This is a genomic window from Pseudoalteromonas sp. P1-26 (assembly GCF_001401795.1).
GTDB lineage: Bacteria > Pseudomonadota > Gammaproteobacteria > Enterobacterales > Alteromonadaceae > Pseudoalteromonas.
Window position 1 is genome coordinate 1 of record NZ_LKDX01000015.1, and the last position, 21,710, is coordinate 21,710.

At 42.6% G+C, this 21,710-nt stretch carries 20 protein-coding genes; 13 read left to right on the forward strand and 7 right to left on the reverse strand.

The annotated features are described in order from the left end of the window. Positions 1–502 precede the first annotated feature (502 nt). Positions 503–2,575, forward strand: a complete 2,073-nt coding sequence (locus AN394_RS09460; RefSeq protein ID WP_054563310.1) for a M13 family metallopeptidase — start codon at positions 503–505, stop codon at positions 2,573–2,575. 273 nt (positions 2,576–2,848) lie between these two features. Beyond that, the gene (locus AN394_RS09465; protein WP_054563311.1) at positions 2,849–3,301 is read left to right on the forward strand and encodes an REP-associated tyrosine transposase; all 453 of its coding nucleotides are present in this window, start codon (positions 2,849–2,851) and stop codon (positions 3,299–3,301) included. A 426-nt stretch (positions 3,302–3,727) separates the two neighbouring features. Here AN394_RS09465 and yjgA read toward each other — a convergent pair whose 3' ends face one another. Continuing rightward, positions 3,728–4,249 carry a ribosome biogenesis factor YjgA gene (gene yjgA / locus AN394_RS09470; RefSeq protein WP_054563425.1) on the reverse strand — a complete coding sequence of 174 codons (522 nt, stop codon included), beginning with the start codon at positions 4,247–4,249 and terminating at the stop codon, positions 3,728–3,730. 137 nt (positions 4,250–4,386) lie between these two features. Here yjgA and pmbA point away from each other — a divergent pair, with 137 nt between their 5' ends. After that, entirely contained in the window at positions 4,387–5,724 is a 1,338-nt protein-coding gene (gene pmbA, locus AN394_RS09475) for a metalloprotease PmbA (protein WP_055021365.1), read from the forward strand. A gap of 130 nt (positions 5,725–5,854) precedes the next feature. Next, the gene (locus AN394_RS09480; RefSeq protein WP_054563313.1) at positions 5,855–6,271 is read left to right on the forward strand and encodes a VOC family protein; all 417 of its coding nucleotides are present in this window, start codon (positions 5,855–5,857) and stop codon (positions 6,269–6,271) included. 284 nt (positions 6,272–6,555) lie between these two features. Here the strand turns inward: AN394_RS09480 and AN394_RS09490 are convergent, their stop codons facing one another. After that, on the reverse strand, positions 6,556–7,215 hold the full coding sequence (locus AN394_RS09490; RefSeq protein WP_055021367.1) for a LiaF domain-containing protein: 660 nt from the start codon (positions 7,213–7,215) through the stop codon (positions 6,556–6,558). A gap of 328 nt (positions 7,216–7,543) precedes the next feature. Here AN394_RS09490 and AN394_RS09495 point away from each other — a divergent pair, with 328 nt between their 5' ends. The 3 genes from AN394_RS09495 (at position 7,544) to AN394_RS09505 (ending at position 8,789) form a co-directional block, all read left to right on the forward strand. Further along, positions 7,544–8,110 carry a BON domain-containing protein gene (locus tag AN394_RS09495; protein ID WP_054563315.1) on the forward strand — a complete coding sequence of 189 codons (567 nt, stop codon included), beginning with the start codon at positions 7,544–7,546 and terminating at the stop codon, positions 8,108–8,110. 57 nt (positions 8,111–8,167) lie between these two features. Next, positions 8,168–8,326 carry a YqaE/Pmp3 family membrane protein gene (locus AN394_RS21640; RefSeq protein WP_064971745.1) on the forward strand — a complete coding sequence of 53 codons (159 nt, stop codon included), beginning with the start codon at positions 8,168–8,170 and terminating at the stop codon, positions 8,324–8,326. A 253-nt stretch (positions 8,327–8,579) separates the two neighbouring features. Beyond that, entirely contained in the window at positions 8,580–8,789 is a 210-nt protein-coding gene (locus AN394_RS09505; protein WP_055021368.1) for a hypothetical protein, read from the forward strand. Here AN394_RS09505 and AN394_RS09510 read toward each other — a convergent pair. After that, a complete protein-coding gene (locus tag AN394_RS09510) occupies positions 8,774–10,798 on the reverse strand; it encodes a methyl-accepting chemotaxis protein (protein WP_054563318.1) in 2,025 nt (674 codons plus the stop codon). The genes AN394_RS09505 and AN394_RS09510 overlap by 16 nt on opposite strands. A gap of 112 nt (positions 10,799–10,910) precedes the next feature. On the opposite strand from AN394_RS09510, the gene AN394_RS09515 reads away from it, so the two are divergent. Further along, entirely contained in the window at positions 10,911–11,681 is a 771-nt protein-coding gene (locus AN394_RS09515; RefSeq protein WP_055021369.1) for an NADP-binding protein, read from the forward strand. On the opposite strand, the gene hutC is transcribed toward AN394_RS09515, so the two are convergent. Continuing rightward, positions 11,682–12,389 carry a histidine utilization repressor gene (gene hutC / locus AN394_RS09520; RefSeq protein ID WP_055021370.1) on the reverse strand — a complete coding sequence of 236 codons (708 nt, stop codon included), beginning with the start codon at positions 12,387–12,389 and terminating at the stop codon, positions 11,682–11,684. It lies immediately after the preceding gene. A gap of 145 nt (positions 12,390–12,534) precedes the next feature. Here hutC and hutI point away from each other — a divergent pair, with 145 nt between their 5' ends. Continuing rightward, a complete protein-coding gene (gene hutI, locus AN394_RS09525; protein ID WP_054563321.1) occupies positions 12,535–13,776 on the forward strand; it encodes an imidazolonepropionase in 1,242 nt (413 codons plus the stop codon). A gap of 121 nt (positions 13,777–13,897) precedes the next feature. Beyond that, positions 13,898–15,580, forward strand: a complete 1,683-nt coding sequence (locus AN394_RS09530) for a GGDEF domain-containing phosphodiesterase (RefSeq protein ID WP_055021401.1) — start codon at positions 13,898–13,900, stop codon at positions 15,578–15,580. Positions 15,581–15,862: 282 nt separating this feature from the next. Here AN394_RS09530 and AN394_RS09535 read toward each other — a convergent pair whose 3' ends face one another. Both AN394_RS09535 and rraA read right to left on the reverse strand, forming a co-directional pair. Continuing rightward, the gene (locus AN394_RS09535) at positions 15,863–16,912 is read right to left on the reverse strand and encodes a formimidoylglutamase (protein ID WP_055021371.1); all 1,050 of its coding nucleotides are present in this window, start codon (positions 16,910–16,912) and stop codon (positions 15,863–15,865) included. Between the two features lie 5 nt (positions 16,913–16,917). After that, positions 16,918–17,415 (reverse strand): ribonuclease E activity regulator RraA, encoded by a 498-nt coding sequence (gene rraA, locus AN394_RS09540; protein ID WP_054552822.1) that lies wholly within the window; start codon positions 17,413–17,415, stop codon positions 16,918–16,920. Between the two features lie 212 nt (positions 17,416–17,627). On the opposite strand from rraA, the gene AN394_RS09545 reads away from it, so the two are divergent. The 3 genes from AN394_RS09545 to AN394_RS09555 all read left to right on the forward strand — a co-directional run bounded on the left by AN394_RS09545 (position 17,628) and on the right by AN394_RS09555 (position 21,196). Next, positions 17,628–18,164 (forward strand): phosphatase PAP2 family protein, encoded by a 537-nt coding sequence (locus AN394_RS09545; protein ID WP_055021372.1) that lies wholly within the window; start codon positions 17,628–17,630, stop codon positions 18,162–18,164. Beyond that, positions 18,161–19,210: an MJ1255/VC2487 family glycosyltransferase gene (locus tag AN394_RS09550; protein ID WP_055021373.1), complete on the forward strand. Its 1,050-nt coding sequence runs from the start codon at positions 18,161–18,163 to the stop codon at positions 19,208–19,210. The genes AN394_RS09545 and AN394_RS09550 overlap by 4 nt, the downstream gene beginning before the upstream one ends. Before the next feature lie 105 nt (positions 19,211–19,315). Then, complete coding sequence (locus AN394_RS09555; protein WP_055021374.1) at positions 19,316–21,196, forward strand: methyl-accepting chemotaxis protein; 1,881 nt, start codon at positions 19,316–19,318, stop codon at positions 21,194–21,196. A 95-nt stretch (positions 21,197–21,291) separates the two neighbouring features. On the opposite strand, the gene AN394_RS09560 is transcribed toward AN394_RS09555, so the two are convergent. Further along, positions 21,292–21,666 carry a gamma-butyrobetaine hydroxylase-like domain-containing protein gene (locus AN394_RS09560; RefSeq protein ID WP_055021375.1) on the reverse strand — a complete coding sequence of 125 codons (375 nt, stop codon included), beginning with the start codon at positions 21,664–21,666 and terminating at the stop codon, positions 21,292–21,294. Positions 21,667–21,710: the final 44 nt, after the last annotated feature.

The window sequence follows — 21,710 nt, forward strand, 5'->3', positions numbered from 1 at the left end:
AAGCCGTTCCTACGTTTTGATGTAGGCGTGAAATTGTAGCAGCGGGTTTACCCCGCGTTATCTTTGAATATCTGTCAGTTTCTAGCCGAACGGTTTTGTTTGTAGGCCTTTGCCAAAGACTCACCTCGTAGGAGGTACTTTAGTGCTGAAAAACAATTCACGGCTAAAGCCGTTCCTACGTTTTGATGTAGGCGTGAAATTGTAGCAGCGGGTTTACCCCGCGTTATCTTTTGTATATTGCGCGATTTAAAATCGCGCCTACAATGTGACCACTAACCACTAACCACTAACCACTAACCACTAACCACTAACCACTAACCACTTAATACCCCTTCCCACCGCTCAAAAATGCGGCTCATCCTGTTTTGATAAGAATTGTTACATATTCGGTTTTATTGTTTTGCTTGAGAGGTTTATTATGGTGAAAGCGAAAAACTAATGATTAATTAGGTTTGCTAGTTTTTCGATAAATACATCAAAAAATAATTAGTACGGGACTCCCATGAAAAAAGTAACACTTACCGCGGCAAGTATTGCACTAGCCCTCGGTCTTGTTGGTTGTGGTGAAAAAGAACAAGAAACTAAAGCACCAGCAACTGCGACCGTAACTGAAGCAAAAGCTCCTTTAAATTCAGGCATTGAATTGGCGAACATGGACAAGTCTGTTCGCGCACAAGATGACTTTTACTATCACGTAAACGGCGAATGGTTAGAGAAAACAGAAATTCCAGGTGATAAATCAAACTACGGTTCATTCACTCAGCTTTACGATGATTCGCAAAAAGCGATGAAAGAAGTACTAGAAAAAGCAGCGGCAAATAAAGACGTTAAGCCAGGCTCTGATGAAGCTAAATTAGCTGCATTCTACAACAGCTATATGGACGAAGCAGGCCGTGAAGCGGCTGGCATCAAGCCATTAACACCAGTGCTAGAAAGCGTTGATGCAGTTAAGAACAAGTCTGATCTAGTTGCTTTAATGGCTGAACTTCGTATTAAAGGCGGTAGCCTACCGTTTGGTTGGTACGTAAACAACGACGCGAAAAATTCTAGCGAAAACGCGATGTATGTTTATCAGTCAGGTTTAGGTTTACCAGATCGTGACTACTACCTAAAAGATGAAGAAAAATTCACAAAAATTCGTGAAGCTTACCAAGCATACGTAACAGCTATCTTAAGCAAAGCCGGTGTAGCAGATGCTGAGTCTGCGGCTAAAGCAATTATTGATCTTGAAACAAGCATTGCTGATGCGCAGTGGAGCCGTGTTGAAAGCCGTGATGCAACCAAATCTTACAATAAGATGAGTGTTGCAGATGCAAATAAACTTACTGGCGACTTTGATTTTGCAGCTTACCTTGATGCATCAGGTATCAAAACTGAAGATGTAATCATTCGCCAACCTAGCTACCTAGAAAAATTCGCAGGTATCTACAATGATACAGACTTAGCAACTTGGCAGAACTACCTTAAGTTCCACTTTGTTAGCAACTACGCTCGCTTATTAGATAAAGAGTTAGTCGATCTTAACTTTGATTTTTACAGCACAACACTTCGCGGTGTAACAGAGCAATCTCCACTTTGGAAAAAAGCGGTTGATGCATCAAACGGTGTTTTAGGTGAAATTCTAGGTAAAGTATACGTGAAAGAAAACTTCCCGCCTGAAGCAAAAGCGCGCATGGAAGAGTTAGTTGATAACGTAATCAAAGGTTATGCAGTTGCGATTGAAAACCTTGAGTGGATGAGCCCTGAAACAAAAATTGCTGCTAAAGAAAAGCTTGATAAGTTCACACCAAAAATCGGTTACCCAGATAAATGGAAAGACTACTCAGCACTTGAAGTTAAAGGTGATGACTTAGTAGGTAACTACATTCGCCACAGCGAGTGGGAATATGCGGACATGACTGCAAAACTAGGTAAGCCAGTTGACCGTTCTGAGTGGCACATGACACCACAAACAGTAAATGCTTACTACAACCCTGTGAACAACGAAATCGTATTCCCTGCGGCTATCTTACAACCGCCATTCTTCAACCTAGAAGCTGATGACGCTGTTAACTACGGTGCAATTGGTGCAGTAATCGGCCACGAATTAGGTCACGGTTTTGATGACCAAGGTGCGAAGTACGATGGTGACGGTAACTTACGTAACTGGTGGAGCGAATCAGACCTTAAACAGTTTGAAGAGCGCACAGGTCAGCTAGTTGCTCAATATAACGAGTACAAACCATTTGAAGATGCAAGCGTTAATGGTCAGCTTACATTAGGTGAAAACATTGGTGACTTAGGCGGCTTAACTGTTGCTTATACGGCATACCAGTTATCACTTGGTGATGAAAAAGCGCCTATCATTGATGGCTACACAGGTGATCAGCGTTTCTTCATGGGTTGGTCGCAAATTTGGCGTCGTAAATACCGTGACGAAGAGTTACGTAACCGCCTAATGACAGACCCTCATTCGCCAAGCCACTACCGTGTAATCGGTATTCTTTCAAACATGCCAGAGTTCTATCAGGCATTTGATGTGAAAGAAGGCGACAAGATGTATATCAAACCAGAAGATCGCGTAAAAATCTGGTAATTGATTATCGATTATAAAAAGGCTCTGAGTGAACGCTCAGAGCCTTTTTTGTTTGGAGCAGTTAGCTTTGACTTAGGAAGTGTTTTAACGCCGAAATTATAGATAATTGTTGTGCGCGATATTCACGGCTAAAGCCGTTCCTACGGGATTGTAGGAGGTGTTTTAACGCCGAACATGTTTATCTTTTTTCCAGCTAAAGCGGTTCATACGAGGGTTTAACTTGATTCTTATACGTCTTTGTCTAGATTTAAAATAATAAATGGAGGGTTATGGATGACCGCACATTATCAAAATCTAAGAAAGCATAGGGTATCAATCCCATTTCACTATTACTCTGTTACCACTTCAACGCTTGACAGAAACTGTTATTTCTCTGACTTTAATAATGCACGAGTTTTAATTAACACTCTAAGGACTATAGAAGGTATTAAAGCTAAAACTATTTGTTTTGTGGTAATGCCTGATCACCTACATTGGTTATTTCAATTACAAGATAAAGTACCTTTAGCTCGATTGATTCAAGAGATTAAAGGGAAGAGTTCATATCTCATAAACAAGCCAACATGCTCTAAACGAAAAATTTGGCAGCCAGGATATTATGATTCTTTAATAAGGAACGAAGAACATTTGCTTGGAGTATCGAGGTACATCATCGCAAACCCATTGAGGGCTGGAATTGTTAAAAATGTGCGTGATTACCCTTTTTGGGATTGTATCTATTTATAGGTAAATTCTTCACGGCTAAAGCCGTTCCTACGAGGTTGTAGGAGGTGTTTTAACGCCGAAATGTTCAGGTGATTTTTTTGTTCGTGATGTTCACGGCTAAAGCCGTTCCTACGAGGTTGTAGGGGGAGTTAACGCCGAAATATTCAGGTGATTTTTGTACGTGATGTTCACGGCTAAAGCCGTTCCTACGAGGTTGTAGGGGGAGTTAACGCCGAAATATTCAGGTGATTTTTGTGCGTGATGTTCACGGCTAAAGCCGTTCCTACGAGGTTGTAGGAGGTGTTTTAACGCCGAAATATTCAGGTGATTTTTGTACGTGATGTTCACGGCTAAAGCCGTTCCTACGGGATTGTAGGAGGTGTTTTAACGCCGAAATGATTATTAAAAAGCCGCAAAATTATCATTAAGCGGCTTTCTTTATACAAATTAAAGCATAATCGCATCTTTTAGATACTGGAATAACTCTTTATAAGCTTTGGCTGGTTTTTCTGCTTTTACTTCTTTTGCGGCGCTGCGCACTAATTGGCGCATTTTTTGGCGCTCAAGAGACGGGTATTGATCAATTGTTGAATTGATCAGGTCGTCACCTTGTTTAATCAAATCATCGCGCAGGGTTTCGATTTTGTTCATCAAAACATCGGCTTGATTGTTTTTATTAAGCATGATGTCGATCATCGCTTGGATTTCATCAACGTTTTCTGTGGTACGTAATACTTTTGCGATGTAGTTTAAGTTACGACGGTAAGCATCGCTCTTATCACTTACTTTATCAGAAACAACTAACGCTTCTTTTAAATCGTGATTAAGCGGTAAACGATCGCGCTGCTTTTTCGGCATTTTTGCAATTTCAGCACCCAGACCATGATATTGCATGGCTTCACGTTTTAATTCGCTTTTTGATACGTAAATAATTTCTTCTTCGATAAGTGGCTTTTTCTTCTTCGCCATAAGGATGCTCATTCAGTAAACTTAACTATTCGCTATTATACGCCATTTAGTTAATGATTAATATTAGCTGATGCAGGTCTCGCAGTGTGTTAGCATTCGTTACACTATAAAAAATATCAGAACCTAGGACACACAAGATGAAAGATCCTATTTATCAACACATTTCTGAAGTGAAAGACGCGGTAAGCGAAGTACTGGAGCATGCAAAAAAATTGGGTGCAACAGCAGCAGAAGCGGCGATGTCGAGCACGTCAGGTTTGTCTGTCAGCACGCGCATGGGCGAAGTTGAAACAATAGAGTTTAACCAAGACGGTGGCTTAGGTATTAGTGTTTATGTGGGTAACAACAAAGGCTCTGCTTCAACAGCCGATTTAAACCCTAAAACATTACGTACAGTGGTCGAAAAAGCCATTGATATTGCAAAGTTCACCTCTGACGACCCATTTAATGGTATCGCTGATAAAGAGTTACTTGAATTTGCACCGCAAGATTTAGATTTATACCACCCGTGGGAAGTTAGCCCTGAGCAAGGTGTTGAGTTTTGTCATCAAGCAGAACAAGCGGCGCTGAATGCCGATGAGCGCATTGTAAATTCAGACGGTGCGAGTTTTTCTTCTCACCAAGGTTTACGTGTTTATGGTAACAGCCATGGCATGATTGCAGGTTACCCGCGTACGCGTCATAGCATTAGTACGATGGTGATTGGTAAAGAAGGCGAGCAAATGCAGCGTGACTCGGCTTATACCATCGCACGCCATAAAGATGATTTAAATGACGCTGCAAAAGTAGGCCTCGAAGCGGCAACCGAAACCTTGGCTAAACTTAACAGCCAAAAGCTCGGTACCATGAAAGTGCCTGTAATTTTTAGAGCAGATATTGCTAACTCATTATTCGGCCATTTAGTGTCGGCGATTGGTGGTGGTGCTCTTTATCGTAAATCGAGCTTCTTGCTTGATAGCTTAGGTACAAAAGTATTCAGCGATTGTGTGAATATCTCTGAGCGCCCGCATTTATTAAAAGGTTTAGCGTCTTCGCCGTTTGATGCTGAAGGTTTAAAAACCGTAGATCGTGAAATTATTCAAGGCGGTGAGCTGCAAACTTACCTATTAGCTAGCTACGCGGCACGCAAACTATCGATGGCACCAACGGGTCATGCTGGTGGTATTCATAACTGGCTAGTTGAACAAACCCATGCTGATCTAAAAGCACTTTTAAAAACCATGGGCACAGGCTTATTAGTAACTGAACTTATGGGCCAAGGTGTGAACACGGTAACGGGTGATTACTCACGTGGTGCGGCGGGGTTTTGGGTTGAGAATGGCGAAATCCAATACCCAGTAAGTGAAATCACGATTGCTGGTAACTTAAAAGACATGTTTAAGGCCGTTGTGGGCTTAGGTGGCGACATCGAACGTCGTGGCGGTATTCAAACAGGCTCTGTATTGATTGAACAAATGCAGGTTGCTGGTAGTTAATATATATACAACGAATCATTTTTTTAAAGCCTCACTTTTGTGGGGCTTTTTTATTTGAAAAAGTTCTTTACCTAAACTTAACTTGAGGTTTTATCTTGGTGGCAATTTAAAAATAAAAAGGAAAACTACCATGTATTTAGAACACGTAAACCTTGTTGTTAGTAATGTTGATGCCATGCTGCACTTTTATAAAGCAGCATTTCCGCACTGGCGTGTGCGTAGTCAAGGCGATAGCAAATGGTCGGGCAAACCGCGCAAGTGGCTGCACTTTGGTGATGATTACCAATACCTTGCATTAAGCGATAACGGTGAAGCTGAAAACCGTGATTTAGCTGGCCACCAAGTAGGCCTTGCTCATTTTGCTTATGTGACAAACGATATTAATGCCGTAGTTGAGCGTCTTGTTTCGGCTGGTTATGAAATTGATAAACACGGCCCAGAAAATCCATATCGTAAAAATGTATATTTCATCGACCCTGCAGGTTTTGAAGTTGAGTTTGTAGAGTATTTTAGTGATATCCCGAGTGAGAGGAATAATGACTTGTGAGGGAGCTGTCAGCTTTCAGCCGTCAGTTTTGAGCCGAGCATTGTTGTTTGTGGTCAGGCATTGATTGGTGGAATGGTGTTGTATGTAAGACGCGCCAAGCAAGCGTGACGCCTACGGTTGATGTAGGCGTGAAATTTATTTCGCGCGGTGGTTGTAGCAGCGGGTTTACCCCGCGTCATTTATTACCTATTGCGCGATATAAAATCGCGCCTACAATATCTCGCAACTCGCAACTCGCAACTCGCAACTCGCAACTCGCAACTCGCAACTCGCAACTCGCACCTTTACTGCACTTTATTCATCTCTTTCCAGCTGGCTTTTAGGCTGTTGGCAAAGCTGATGAACTTTTCTTTCATGGTACGTTTAACTGAAATCTCGACTGAGCCTAGCCATACATTACCTTCAATGGTGATGGTTGGGCCTTGGCCTTTGTTTAATGCAACAGATTTATTTTCTACGCTGCCAATCACACTAAATAATTTAGATACCACATTTACATGTTCTGGTACGTAGATTTCGTCGTTACCTAAAATACAGTTCACGTAAATGGTGACGTGCTGATGTTGGAAAATTGCTTCGCTAAAGTCGAGTTCGATTGAACCTAGGCAGTTTGTTAGGTGAATTTCTTTTGGTACTACCCATTGGCCGCTGCGCTCATTTGAACCCAAAATACTCCTAAGCTGTAGGCTTTCGTTGTCGCTGCTGTGGCTGTAGTGAGGTTTAAATTGCGCATGCTTATGCGATTTGTAGTCAATATCTGCCTTCAGATCTAAATCAGCAACCAGTTCAATCAGTACTTCGTTGCTGGTGGCTGCCATTGCCTGGTCTAGTCGGCGTTCAAATGCTTCGGCTGAAATAACAGCATGACTGTAGTTATAAATGAGTTGATCAATAACTTCTTCTCTTACTTGATCGATTGGGCGATCTTCAAGTTTAACGGCCATGGTAGTTCCCTGTTGTGATTTTAAAGGTGATTTTTTAGTTATTAATTACGAAGCAAGGCTTAGGCCAAAGTTTATTTTAATATAAATCAATGGTTTGTATTTTTTGCTAATAAGCAACTTCGTTAAATTAACCACAGATTAATAAAATCAGCAACTAAATGGTTATTTTTGCAACATCGTGAACTTCTTACCGAGCAGCTTGTAAATCTTTACCTAAATGAATATAAATAGCTGCTGAATGGGTGTTTAACCTGCTGAAAATAAACAAATAAATAGTTGGCATCATAGTCGCATTAGTAAATGTGTCTTAAATCAAAAGGAGAAGATTATGAACACTTTTAACAAATCTATGATTGCCGCTTTAGTAATTGGTGCAACTAGCATGTCAGCTCAGGCAAGCAGCTGGGAAAATGAAAGTAAAGATGCTTGGATTGATGGTAAGGCAGAAACTGTGCTTCTTATGAACACAAACCTTAACAACTTTGACATCAACACTGATGTAACGAATGGCAAGGTTGTACTTACAGGTAAAGTTGATAGCGAATTAGATAAAGAGCTTGCTGAAGAGCTAGTTCTTAGCCTAGACGGTGTTAGCTCTGTTGATAACAAACTAACTGTTGTTAAAAACATGAAAGCTAAGCACATGAAATCAGACAAAGCTGATTCAGCAGAAAGCGACTTAACCGACGCAAAAATCAGTACTGTAATCACAACACGTTATTTATTTAACTCAGAAGTGGGTGGTACAGACATCGATGTTGATACTGACATGGGTGTAGTAACACTAAAAGGTACTGTTGAGTCTGATGCAGAAAAGCAATTAGCGGTAAGCATTGCTGAAAATGCTGAAGATGTTCGCAAAGTAATCGATGAATTAACGATTGTTGCTGAATAATAGCAAGCCCTATATAGCCCAGCTTTGGCTGGGCTAAGCTTTTTCAAGGAGTGAGTCATGGATTTAATACGTATTATTTTATCGGTTTTAATTCCACCTCTTGGCGTATTTTTACAGGTAGGTTTAGGTGCGCAGTTCTGGATTAATATTCTTTTAACCTTATTAGGGTACATTCCAGGTTTGATTCATGCTGTGTATATCATCGCTAAGCGATAATCACCGCATTAATCTACAAGGATGGGTAATGGAGCACAGCAAGGAGTTGCTGTAGGAGTAACGGACGATAAACCGCAAGGAGTTTACAGTATGGATAATGTAACTACGCACAAAGGACAACAAGGAAGTAACAAGGCGTTATGGAGTAGCGCACAATGGCAACGCTTTATGGATAAAGTGAATGGAGATGACAGCAAGGAATAAGCTTAGGCAGGAGCCAAACAGGATGAAGCTAGCGTAAGGAGGAGACTATATGGAACAAGTACAAACGCAACCAACACAAGGATTGACCAACAATGGAGTTGCTTTATGGAACAAGCAACAGTGGCACGAATTTATGGAACACGCGAAAGCGGTTGCGCCACGACTAACAGGGAAGGCTGACGATAAAAACCCGATGTCATCTTCAGGTGACATCGGGTTTTTAACTACTTCAGCAATTTATCTTTATAACTTAAATTGATTCACCGTCTTATTTAAAGCGGCTGCCAATTCATTCAAATCACGTGCTTCATCCGCCAATTCATGGGCATGATCCGCAGTGCTATTCACTAAGTGATTAATTGCTGCCAAGCTATTGTTGATATCTTCTGCAACCACAGTTTGCTGCTCTGTCGAAGTCGCAATTTGATGACTTTGATCTTGCACATTTGTCACAGATTGCGCGATATCTTGTAGAGCTTGCAATACAATTTGTGTTTGCTCAACTGAACCTTCAGCACGCTCTTGACCTTGTTGCATCATAGTCGATGCTTGTTGGGCAATTTGCTGTAAGCGGCTGACCATATTGCGAATATCATCAGTAGATTCTTGCGTTCTGCTTGCCAGTGAACGAACTTCATCAGCAACAACAGCAAAGCCTCGACCTTGCTCGCCAGCACGAGCTGCTTCAATTGCTGCGTTCAGTGCTAGTAAGTTAGTTTGCTCTGCAATCGAGTTGATAACATCAACTACCGCACCGATATTGCCACTTTCTTGTTCAAGACCCGCAACCACTTTAGACGCTTCACCAATATGGCTTGCAAGGGCGGTCATCACTGATTGAGCTTGAGTAGAGCGTTTCGTACCGTCAACGGTAATGGTTTGCACTTCTTCAGCGGCATTATTGGTGTGCTGGGCATTACGCGAGATTTCCATCACTGTAGACGCCATTTCGGTTACCGCCGCACTAACACTATCAACTTGCTGCTTTTCTTGCTGAATTTCATCGTTGGTTTTTTGCGATACAATTTTCAACTGGCTTGCAGCTTGGCTTAGTTGCTCAGCCTGCGCAGCCGTATTTAGCATCATTGCACGAAGTTTATCGATAAAGGTATTCATGTGATGAGCAAGTTGGCCCACTTCATCATTACTCTTGATTTCGATTTTTTGTGTTAAATCGCCATCACCTGATGCGATATCACGCATGATGTAAGTTAGCTTAGTCAGCGGTTTGGTAATCATTTGCGTGGCCCAGAAGATCATCGCAATGATAATCGCAAGAATGATGATCACTGAGGTTGTGGTTGTCATCACTGCATCATTTACTGGCTCATCAATCATACTTGTTGGAATTAAAATACCCACGTACCAATCAAGGTAAGGGGTTTCTAGCTCAAGGCGGTTGTATACAACGTAATATTGCTCACCTTTGAAAGTAACAAAGCTGCTGCCATCTTTTTGGCTTTTCATCGCGCGGTTTAATTCGCTAAAGCCTGATGTGTCGCTAAATTGTTTTTCGAGGGCATCTAAGCCTTCCTTGCCATTCGGACCTTCGTCAGTCACAGATAGCTTGTGGCCAGTGCGCTTAGATAAGTGCACAACCTTTTGATTGCCATCAAGTAAGAAACCAAAGCCTTGGCCATTAAAGCGAATTTCTTCAACCATGTCGTTGATGTTGTTTAGCTGTAAATCAACACCACCAAAGCCTATTAGTTTGTTTTGCTTATAAACAGGCTGTTGTACAACTGCAGAGGCATTACCTGTGGTTAAATCCACAGAAATTGGGCCTACATAGAGTTTGTTGATCTTTAAAGCATCTTGCCACCAACCACGTTTGTAAGCGTAGTAAGGTTGGCCATTATAATGAGTGGTTCGCTCGTTTTCTTTAAAGTACTCACCAGTTGTTGCAGATGCAAAGAAGGCAGATAAGATGTTGTCATCGTTGCCGCTGATACGCACAAAATCTTGATTAACGCTGTCGTATCCAGGTTGGTTATCAAGGCTTTGGTCACGTTCAGTCCAATTGTCGAACCAATTCACTAAATGCGGATTTGTAATGAAGGTTTGAACCACTTTACCGTATTTGGCAAAGTAACCTTGCATTGAAAGTCGTTCACTCTGTAAATAGCTGTCGGCTTCGCGTTGAATAGCTTGGCGCGATAGGTCAGCAATATGGCTAACAAAAAAACTAGACGCGATGATCAGTAGTACACTTATCGTCCCGCCGATGAGTAGTAATATTTTTTTACGTAAAGAGAGGTTATTTAACATAGGTGCACGTGTTTTTATTATCGGGTAGAGTTATCTATCTAATCATATTTGCACCCAAATCGCTACACCGTTAAGCGAACGTTAATAATAATTTCTAGAGGTAGTTGGATAAATGAGTTCTGAAAATAATAAACTGGTCGTTTTAGGGGCAGGTTGGCTTGGTAGTGCGCTGTGTGTTGAGGCTAAAGAATTAGCATGGCAAGTGCAGGGGACACACCGAAGTAGCGAGCACGAACATGACTTTCAGCGCCAATTTGCGCTTGCAGACGATGTGCTTAAACACGATGTTTCTCTTGAAGGTGCATGGTGGGTGTGTGCAATTCCACCGCGTAGTCGCAGCTCAGAAAGTAATTATTTAGTCACTTTGCAAGCAGGGCTTGAGCTTGCCAAGCAACTAAATTGTAAAGGCTTTATTTTATGTTCTTCGACGGGTGTCTACCCAACTGAGAATGGTCAATACGACGAGAGTACAGTAATTAATTGTCAATCAGCGCGCCAGCAACTGCTATTTGATGCCGAGCAGTTAGTGCTCAATGCCGGTGGTAAAGTGCTGCGTTTAGCGGGCCTTGTTGGGCCTGGGCGCGACCCAGGTAAGTTTGTGGCAGGTAAAGAGCTGTCTAGCTCAAGTCAGCAAGTGGTAAACATGGTTCAGCAGCAAGATGTGATAGCGGCGATTTTTTCTGTACTTGAAAACTGGTCAAGCGCGAGCAGCATTTATAATGTGGTAAATCCGGCGCATCCAACAAAAGTAGATTATTACCAGCAAAAATGCGCTGAGCAGGGCAATCAGCCACCGACATTTACTAGCCATGATAAAGGCCAGCGCCTCATTGATGGCTCAGCGATTGAGTCACTGAATTTTCGTTATCAAGCACCTATTTAGCTACTTTTTAAAAGTTAGGTGGCCGCCCAGCCGGTATTTACTGCCCGGTGAGACTAAGCGTGCAAAGCTTACAATGCCTTGCGATGACCAGGTTCGGCGGATCACTTGTAAGCATGGCTCTTCGTTGTATAGGTTGAGCCATTCACACATTTCTTGGTTGGGCATGATTGCTTCGACCGTATGGCGAGCCTCGGTGAGTGGGGCATTTTGCGATAAGTATTCATGGGGTGTTAGGCTGTGAAAATCTTGTTGTAAGTAGTCTTTAGCAAGAGCAGGGTTCACAAAACGCTCCTCAACTTGCAAAGGTTGTTCGTTCTCATTGTGCACAATCACACTTCGATAAACATGGCTGTCGACCTCGACACCCAAAGCAATCGCGATGGGGGCAATTGCGCTGATTGATTCCATCACTAAAATCGTACAACTGTAATTGCTGTTTCGTGCTTTAACTTCATCGGCAATGTTTTTGATTTCTAGTAATGAAGATTGTGATTTGAAGCTGGCAACAAAAGTACCTTGCCCTTGGCTGCGGGTTAAAATACCGGCATCGGTTAACTCACTGAGTGCACGCCTAGCTGTCATGCGGCTAACTTGAAATTGACTGGTGAGTTCGTTTTCTGAAGGGACACGGTCGTTTTCTTGCCATTCTCCCGATTGAATATTTTCCAGAATGAATTCTTTTATTTGCGCAAACTTAGGGACGCTCATTATGAAAAGTTTATTGGTAAGTTAACAGTGTGTTACAAGGTGACATAATTTCCTTGTATATACAAGATGAGTTGATAAACTTTAAGCAATTTTAAATTTAGGCTCATACTGAGTCTTTAGCAAGCATCAATATAATAGGTGAAAAATGCACACAACCAACAATGATCAAGCGCTCTGGGATTTACTGATCACAGATGCCAATATCGCCACAATGGATCCTGCTGTCGATGCACCCTACGGCGCAATTGAAAATGCAGCGATTGCCGTTAAAGATGGCAAAGTTGCCTGGTTAGGTGCACAAACCGATTTACCTGAGTTTGACGCGTTAGCAACGCCAACTGTATCTGCAAAAGGGCAGTGGTTAACCCCAGGGTTGATTGATTGTCACACTCACTTAGTGTTTGCCGGTAGCCGCGCAGAAGAGTTTGAGCAGCGTTTACAAGGTGTAAGCTACGAACAAATCGCTGCAAACGGTGGCGGTATTGCAAGTACTGTACGTGCAACTCGCGAAGCCGACCACGAAACTCTCTTTGTTAGTGCTAAAGAGCGTTTAAATGCCTTATACGCAGAAGGCGTGACGACGGTCGAGGTTAAATCTGGCTATGGTCTTGATTGCGAAAACGAAATTAAGCTTCTCGAAGTGGCTCGTCTACTCGGTGAGAACCACCCGGTTGATGTTAAAACCACGTTTTTAGGTGCTCACGCATTACCGCCTGAATATAAAGGCCGTAGTGATGAGTACATTGATTTGGTGTGTGGTGAAATGCTTGACCGTGTTGTTGAAGCTGATTTAGCTGATGCCGTTGATGCTTTTTGTGAAAACGTAGGCTTTAGCAACGAGCAAACTCGTCGCGTTTTTGAAGCGGCTAAAAAGCACAACTTACCGGTTAAGTTGCACGCTGAGCAGTTATCTAATCAACATGGTGCAGAGCTTGTTGCTGAGTTTAATGGCTTATCGGCGGATCATATTGAACACCTAGATGAAGCTGGCATTCAAGCAATGGCCAAAGCGGGTACTGCAGCGGTATTGTTACCAGGTGCATTTTACTTTTTACGCGAAACAAAATATCCGCCAATTGAACTACTGCAGCAGTACCAAGTTCCGATCGCCATTTCAACAGACTTCAACCCTGGAACTTCACCATTATGTTCATTGCACTTAATGATGAATATGGCGTGCACTATTTTCCGTATGACACCAGAGCAAGCATTAGCTGGCGTAACACGAAACGCAGCGGGTGCGTTAGGCCTTGACGATCGTGGCGTACTAAAAGTGGGGGCTCGTGCTGATATTGCTCACTGGCAAATATCCCACCCTGCACAATTAAGTTACCAATTCGGCGTAAATAAACTGTTAAATCTGTGGATTTTGGGTAGACTTAGTTAGATAAGTTTTATTACGCAGTTTGGATTACATGTCATTGATTCTTAGTTTAGCGAGTAGTAGCACGCAACTCGTAAATTTAACAAGTGATGTAGTGCCAGTGTTTTTAGCTGGTAGCGTTTTTATGGCAATGATCTGTGCCTTATGCGTAACTCAAAACTCAACTTTAAGACTAAGCCTAGTCGTTAATGGCGTACTAGGTTTAGCTATTTTAAGCTTAGGATTACCTTGGCTGGTTATCTTACTTGCTTTAGCTTTATGCTTTCATTTATGGCAAGCATTTCGCACCACAAATTGGCTTGCCATAATATTGAGTGTCTCTGCTGCTATTTCATTTGCGGTTTTATACTCTGCCCACCTTTTACTCGACACCGCTTTATATTGGCTTGTTTTCTCGGTAGTTATTTTATCTATTTCAGGCTTTTTTAATTACGAAGAGCCCGAAGATGATGAGCAGGTTGAAGTTAAACCGCTCCATAACGATGATTTAGATGCCACACCACTGACTGGTTTACCTGATCGAAACGCGCTTAGAAATAGCTTTGTTGCATGGACTGAAGAGCACTCGGCTAACTGTGCACTAGTAATGATACGCCTTGAAGGCTTTAACGATGTTAACCAGCATATTGGTCGTGACTTTGGTGATTTATTATTAGCGCAATCGGCCACACGTATTAAACAGCAGCTCAGTGTTGATGCTGTGCTGAGTATGACAGGTAACACCGCACATGCTGAAAAATTAGCGCATTTGGGGGGCTTAAACTTTGCCTTTATTTGCTCACTCGAAGAGCAAAAACATCTTCATGAGCAGCTGATCAGCCAAATTAGGCAAGTCACATTAAAGCCATTCAACGTTGCTAATTGTACAATTGAAGTTAAAGTGCGCGCCAGTTACGTGAACTGTGACGAACCAGAATACAGCTTCGAGAACTTAATTTCATTTGCCAACCTTGCCCTTGATTCAAACCCAGAGCGAGAAATTGTGCCTTATCACCCGCAAATGATGATTGAGCAATTAGAGCAACAAGCACGTCTACGCGAATTAGCTCACTTAGATTTTGCCAGCGAACTTGAGCTTTATTTTCAGCCAGTTATTCGTAATAGCGACGAGCAAATTGAGTTTTTAGAATTGCTGCTACGTTGGCAGCATCCAAAACAAGGCATTCTTTCGGCTAACAAGTTCATTGATGATATTCGTGTCGCTGGCTTAAGTTACCCTGTGGCAGCATATGTTATTGAACGTGCTGCTGAGCTTGCTATGGCACTGCGTATGGAAGGCATTGAACTACCACTCAGTATTAACGTGTTTGGCCCAGAAATGCTGCATGAAGAGTTCATTGAATTTGTTGACCGCATTATGAATGAACACCGCTTAGAGCCGGGCGATTTAATCATTGAATGCCCGCTCGATCTATTTATGAGCTTAGATGACCAAGGTAAAGCCATGGTCGCAAGGCTAAATAGTATTGGTATTAAGCTATGTATTGATGGCTTTGGTGACACGCCAATTTGGCTTGCGAAGCTACCTAATCTTAATGTTGAGTATATTAAAGTAGCTGCATCGCTAACCGCTGATTTTGCCCATCAAAGCCAAGTTCGTAGTCTAGTCTCTGGCATGGTGGATATGCATAATCAAAATAATGCCAAGGTGATTTGTGAAGGGGTAGAAACCCTAGAGCAACTCAAGTTTGTTAAGTCGTTGAATACCTACGCCGCCCAGGGTTATTACTTTAATTACCCGCTTAGCAGCGTAGGCATGATGTCATGGTTAAAACAGTGGCGGTTAGAGCATCAGGGGGAAAGCTAAAGCCGTCAGCCGTCAGCCGTCAGCCGTCAGCCGTCAGCCGTCAGCCGTCAGCTTTCAGCTTGAAAGTTAGCGAGTAGTTTGACTCGTTACATCGTGTTTTATCTCGAATCTTGCTTCTAATTTAAGGGTCGCGGCATAAAGCCGCTGCTACAGGTAGGCGTGAAACTTGTTTCGCGCGTCTGACAGCTGAAGGCTGAGAGCTGACCGCTTCTATGTGTTGAGTATCGCTTATTTCGTCCCGACCCAACAAAAATCAGTCGTTACCTCGTTTCTCGCGTTTTTCTAACTTGCCTCTCTCGCCTGCAAATACGCATTCACTAGGGCGGTGATGATTTGGCCAGCGTCATTCATGCCTGCTTCTAAACTAACCGGGTGTTGTGATGGTGCGCCTTCGCATAAGTGAAGGTAATGAGCAGTTGTTTGGCTAGCTGCTAAATGCACAAAATGTTCTGCATCACTTACACTAAAGCCACAGTTGGTGTATGCACTAACCGGCATTAACGAAATGCTGTCTAGGTCGACTTCGACTCCTAGTGGCGCATTATCAAACTGCGCTAATGCGTGTTGACACGCTGAAGATAAATCAACTTTGCGACGTACTTGAATGTCTTGATAACTATCAAACGTGAAGTTTGCGCTTGTCAGGGCATCCATAATCGCTTGGTTATTTTTAAATTCGTGTAAACCCATCACATGGTAGTCAGCAAGGTGGTTTTCACTGTACGCATATCTAAAACCATTACCGCTATGACGGCCTTCACACTCTCTGAAGTCAGCATGAGGGTCTAAGTTGATAGCGTTGACTGGTTTACCATATTGCTTACTAAGGGCACGTAAAATACCTAAGCAGTTGTTATGGCCACCACCAATCACAATTGGCTCAAGGCCAGCTGCAAAAATCATTGCAAGCACTTGCTCAACGCGGGTGTCTATATCAGCGCATAATTCACGTAGTTTGGCTAAGTCGGCGTCGTTTTTATTATCAAGGTCAGCAGCTTGTTGGTTTAAATCATCAAGGGCCACTTCGCCGAGCAATAACACACGCTCGTGGTTTAAAAACTGATTATGCGTTTGGTTTAAAAAGCGCTTTAAAAATGCTTGCCACGCTTGTCCTGAGCCACCGTTACCTAAGTTAGCGCGAGGGCCAATATCTTCACATACGCCAACTAAAACATAGCGAATACCGAAGTGTTTTGCATCGATGAGTGCTTGTGGGGCGTTAACTTGAGTGTCGAGAAGGGCTAGGGCTTGCCAAGCTTTGAGTTCGTTAGCGCGGCGAGCACATAAGTGCTTTACCGCCGCTTCATCATAAATTTTAAGGTAGTTTGTCACCGAGATTAGTCTTCTATTATTTCTAACTCTAATTCTTCAGCAGATAATATAATACCGGTGCTATCAGCGTAAACAAAGTCGTCATCAAAGAAAGAAACGCCTGCGAAGTTAACGCCTATGCCGTCTTCACCTGCACCTTCACTATCGGCAGCAACAGGAATAGAGGCAATTGCTTGAATGCCTAAGTCTAGCTCTTCAAGTTCATCAACATGACGAATGGCACCGTAAACGATAATGCCTTGCCAGTTGTTTTCTAATGCGATTTCAGCCAGCTCTATATCAATAAGGGCGCGTCGGGTAGAACCACCACCATCAATCAATAACACGCTGTCAGTGCCATCGGTTGATAAAATTTCGCGGATCAGCTCGTTATTTTCAAAGCATTTAACGGTTTTTACTCGACCACTAAAGCTTGGGCGTCCACCAAAATTGATAAACATTGGTTCGAGCACATCAACCACATCTGCAAAGTGGTCGCATAAATCAGAAGTGCTGTAATCCATTTTTTCATCCTCTAAAGAGACTGTCTGTTTAGTACTCAGTATACCCTGATACAACTCAATAACAACGACTTAATAGCGGATTATTGGTTTAAATCAAAGGAATTTCGCCATCGCAACATTAGTGTCTCAAAAGCGTCACCTAATTGTTATTTTTAGCGCCTAAGCTGAGATGAGTATAAAAATTAGACGCAAAGTATGACAAGGAGCTCACCATGGCAAACAACATACTTACTAAATTGGCAAAAGTGGATGAACAGCTGTTTTTAAGTGTATTCAACGACGCTTCGCCAGTTTGGCTTAGAAGATCAGCGCTCGGGTTCTCTAAAAGCGGCGATGGCGGACTTTACGCGGTGTTGTTTCTTGGTTTTTGGTGGTTCACCGAGCAGCTGCACTTTCAACAACTGGCGATGAGTATTTTGGTGGGTTTTGCCATTGAGCGGCCTATTTACTTTCTCGCTAAAAAGCGCATTGCGCGGGTCAGGCCCTGCGACTGTTTAGTGCAAGGCGCGTATTTGGTGCCAAGTGACCAATTTAGCTTACCGTCGGGGCATAGTGCTGGGGCATTCGTGGTAGCGACGATTTTGACTATCTATTTTCCTGAATTTGCTGTGCTGTGGCTGATGTGGGCATCAGGGGTGGCGGCTTCAAGAGTGATTATTGGTGTGCATTACCCTGCTGATGTGGTGATTGGCGCAGTGATGGGTTCAAGTTGTGCGGTATTAGCTGTAATGGTGGTGGAGTCTATATGAGAATTTTGTACGGTATTCAAGGTACGGGTAATGGCCATATTACTCGAGCACGAGTAATGGCAACGACCTTTAAAGCATTGGAAGTGGATGTTGACTATGTGTTTTCGGGTCGTAAAGAGCAAGACTACTTTGATATGGATGACTTTGCCGATTACCGAGCTTTTCGAGGCTTGTCGTTTACCAGCAAGTCGGGGCAGGTTGATAGCTTTAAAACGTTGAAAAATGCGCGCCCGCTGCAGCTTTTAAAAGATATAAAAAACCTTGATTTACGTCACTATGATTTGGTGTTTAATGACTTTGAGCCAATCACCGCGTGGGCTGCTAAACAGCAAGGTATCCCCGTTATTGGTATGAGCCACCAAGCGGCGTTTTTATCTGATAAAGTGCCGATGTTTGGCCGAGCTTTTCTTCGTCGTGCCCTAATCCGTAATTATGCACCAGCGAGTGTTTATTTAGGGGTGCATTGGCAGCCTTATGCAGAAAACATCATTCCGCCATTTATTGCAAATCATCACCATGATAACCCGGTGATGGTCGAAAATAAGGTGTTGGTGTATTTGCCTTTTGAGAACCTAGACAGTGTGGTCGACTACCTTAAAGACTTTCCTGAGCGTGAGTTTTACTGTTATCACCCAGATGCGCAAGATTGCTCTATCGGTAATATTCATCTAAGAGCGCCTTCACGTGTTGGGTTTTTAAATGATCTGGCCAATGCTGGCGGCGTAATTGGCAATGCCGGATTTGAACTTGCAAGTGAAGCATTGCAACTTGGTAAAAAGTTATTGTTAAAACCACTTGGAAAACAATTTGAGCAGGGGATTAATGCACAGACGCTATTGTCGATGGGAGCAGCCCATGTCATGAGCTATTTAAACCCCAATGCGATGGATGATTGGTTGCAATCGCCACAGAACAAAAAACTGAATTTTCCGAGCGACCCAGCACCTTTGGTTGATTGGTTGCAAAAAAAACAATGGGAAAAGCTGGATAAATTGCATAAACATCTATGGCAACAGGTTGATTTAGAACAAAAACTGATTGTTTAAAAGTACCTTATATTGGAAAATGCGCGGCAAGTTTAACCACTTTTTATTAGCTGCTTTAAATAGTTTAGCTATACTTTAAATGCATGTTTCTATAAGGCACTTTGAATGAATGTATTACAAAACTTAACTATTAAGCGTCGTTTACAGTTAAACGCGCTCGTTGTTGGTCTTGCAATGATTGTGATGCTGTGTGTAATTATCTTTGAGTCGCGCATGATGCTAAAGCTCAACGAAACAATTCAAAATGCGGAGGAGCTCGACATTCATGAACTTGCGATGCGTAAACATGAAAAAAACTTTTTGTTTTACAAAGATGTCGATAGCCTCGAGCTTTTTGAGAAAGAGTATTCGCAGCTAAAAATTAAAATGGCGCGACTAGATGAGTTAGTGAAAGATTTGTCGATGGACTCATCTAAGCTCAATGAGTTTAGACGTCTTGCGAAAACTTATTACGATGACTTCAATGAAGTTGTGGTACTACAAAAGAAAATAGGTTTACACCCTAAAGATGCACTTTATGGTGATTTACGTGGTGCGGTGCATCAAGTAGAAACATTATTAAGTGAGCGCGAAAACTATAAATTACTAACTTTAATGTTACAGCTTCGCCGTGCAGAAAAAGACTTTATGCTGCGCTTTGATTTAAAGTATATGGGCAAGTTTGATGATTTAGTTGCTAGCTTTAGATCAGAGGTTAAAAACGCTGGGTTCGATGCAAATTACGAAAACCAATTACTTAGTTTGCTTACGACTTATCAAAGTAAATTTAAAGCCTTAGTTGATGCGCAAGTTGCCTTGGGCCTTGATTTAGAGTCAGGGGCACTCGGTGAGATGAAACGTAGTGTTGAGCTTAGTGATGCAATTGTCAGCCAACTGACCACACAAACTAAAGAGTTTGTAGAATCGAGAGCTGCTAGTGCGCAGTTGATTGCCATTCTTGTGTTTATTATTGCGAGCATTTTAGTGATGCTATTAGTTTACTTTACTAGCCGCTCAATTATTCAGCCTATCGAACGTGTGTACCACACGATTAACGAAATTCGTCGCAATAACGACTTAAGTATGTCGATTACTCAATCAGGTAAAGACGAAATCACCACAATGACGATCGACTTTAATAGCTTGATCAGTGATTTTAAAAAGCTGATTTACGAGGTAAATACAGCGCTAAGTACTCTTAACGTGGCAACAGAACATTTATCTGAAACGACTGCAGCAACTAGCTCAGGTATGCAAGAGCAGCTTCACGAAGCTGATATGGTTGCCACAGCTGCCACCGAAATGCAGGCGACGATTCAAGATATCTCACACAATACTGAAGCAGCAGCGAAAAAAGCTGAGTCGACTAACGTAAGTGCGCAGCAAGGCCGCTCTGAGGTTGAATCTACTGTGGTGCAAATAAACCACTTATCTGATTCACTCGGTAATGCGTCAAGCGTGGTGTCGCAGTTAGAAAAAGACGCTGAAACCATTGGCTCTGTACTTGATGTTATTCGTGGCATTGCTGAGCAAACAAACTTACTGGCACTCAATGCAGCCATTGAAGCGGCGCGTGCCGGTGAACAAGGCCGTGGCTTTGCGGTAGTAGCAGATGAAGTTCGCTCACTTGCGCAACGTACCCAAGATTCAACGCAAGAGATCGAGAGCATTATTTCGACCTTACAAGGGCGTACGCAAGAAGTGGTGAGCATTATGCAGCAATGTCGTACGCAAGGTGGCGAAAGTGCAGCACAGGCAAGTAAAGCTGGTGAGTTGCTTCGCTCAATCACCGAAGATGTACAAACCATAATGGATATGAGTACTCACATTGCCACCGCAATTGATGAGCAAAGCCAAGTGGCTTCTGAGGTGAATAAAAACGTGGTACGTATTCGTGATATTGCGCAAGAAGCATCGGGCCACGCGGCGACTAATGCGCAAACCAGCGAAGAGGTGTCTGAGCAAGCACGTGTGCTTTATCAGGCAATCGATAAGTTTAAAGTTTAATGAATTAGTCTGTTGAAAAACAAAAGCGCGGTGACGGTGTCGTCATCGCGCTTTTTTGTTTTTAGGTGTGCTTTATCGAGGCATTTTGATAGGTGTTAAGGCACAAACTTAATAGGCACGCTGTCTTTACTTGCTTCGTGCTCAGAGACTCTTGTTTGGTATTGCTGCCAAAGCTCATCATGGTTAGCTTGCAGCTCACTTAAATAGTGCCAACTGAATAAACCGCTATTATGATTATCGCTAAACACCAGTCGAATCGCATAATGACCAACCGGCTCAATCTTGCTAATTCCTACCTGTTGCTTACCAAGTACGAGTTTCATAGGTTCATTGCCATGACCTTGTACTTCAGCAGAAGGTGAGTGAACACGCAAAAATTCAGCACTAAATTGAGCAATAGTCTGATCATCAAAATGAACATCTAATACTTTGCTAACGCTGTGATAATGCACTTTAGTGACTTCTTTCATGTGAGCCTTACCTTATATAAACTAAAAAGCCTCCAACAGGAGGC

Coding starts and splice junctions, on each gene's coding strand:
- AN394_RS09510 (WP_054563318.1), bottom strand. CDS start 10,798: ATGTTAAATAACCTCTCTTTACGTAAAAAAATATTACTACTCATCGGC.
- AN394_RS09530 (WP_055021401.1), top strand. CDS start 13,898: ATGGCAATGATCTGTGCCTTATGCGTAACTCAAAACTCAACTTTAAGA.
- AN394_RS09490 (WP_055021367.1), bottom strand. CDS start 7,215: ATGGCCGTTAAACTTGAAGATCGCCCAATCGATCAAGTAAGAGAAGAA.
- AN394_RS09560 (WP_055021375.1), bottom strand. CDS start 21,666: ATGAAAGAAGTCACTAAAGTGCATTATCACAGCGTTAGCAAAGTATTA.
- AN394_RS09480 (WP_054563313.1), top strand. CDS start 5,855: ATGTATTTAGAACACGTAAACCTTGTTGTTAGTAATGTTGATGCCATG.
- AN394_RS21640 (WP_064971745.1), top strand. CDS start 8,168: ATGGATTTAATACGTATTATTTTATCGGTTTTAATTCCACCTCTTGGC.
- pmbA (WP_055021365.1), top strand. CDS start 4,387: ATGAAAGATCCTATTTATCAACACATTTCTGAAGTGAAAGACGCGGTA.
- rraA (WP_054552822.1), bottom strand. CDS start 17,415: ATGGATTACAGCACTTCTGATTTATGCGACCACTTTGCAGATGTGGTT.
- AN394_RS09460 (WP_054563310.1), top strand. CDS start 503: ATGAAAAAAGTAACACTTACCGCGGCAAGTATTGCACTAGCCCTCGGT.
- yjgA (WP_054563425.1), bottom strand. CDS start 4,249: ATGGCGAAGAAGAAAAAGCCACTTATCGAAGAAGAAATTATTTACGTA.
- AN394_RS09495 (WP_054563315.1), top strand. CDS start 7,544: ATGAACACTTTTAACAAATCTATGATTGCCGCTTTAGTAATTGGTGCA.
- AN394_RS09465 (WP_054563311.1), top strand. CDS start 2,849: ATGACCGCACATTATCAAAATCTAAGAAAGCATAGGGTATCAATCCCA.
- hutC (WP_055021370.1), bottom strand. CDS start 12,389: ATGAGCGTCCCTAAGTTTGCGCAAATAAAAGAATTCATTCTGGAAAAT.
- AN394_RS09505 (WP_055021368.1), top strand. CDS start 8,580: ATGGAACAAGTACAAACGCAACCAACACAAGGATTGACCAACAATGGA.
- AN394_RS09515 (WP_055021369.1), top strand. CDS start 10,911: ATGAGTTCTGAAAATAATAAACTGGTCGTTTTAGGGGCAGGTTGGCTT.
- AN394_RS09545 (WP_055021372.1), top strand. CDS start 17,628: ATGGCAAACAACATACTTACTAAATTGGCAAAAGTGGATGAACAGCTG.
- AN394_RS09550 (WP_055021373.1), top strand. CDS start 18,161: ATGAGAATTTTGTACGGTATTCAAGGTACGGGTAATGGCCATATTACT.
- hutI (WP_054563321.1), top strand. CDS start 12,535: ATGCACACAACCAACAATGATCAAGCGCTCTGGGATTTACTGATCACA.
- AN394_RS09555 (WP_055021374.1), top strand. CDS start 19,316: ATGAATGTATTACAAAACTTAACTATTAAGCGTCGTTTACAGTTAAAC.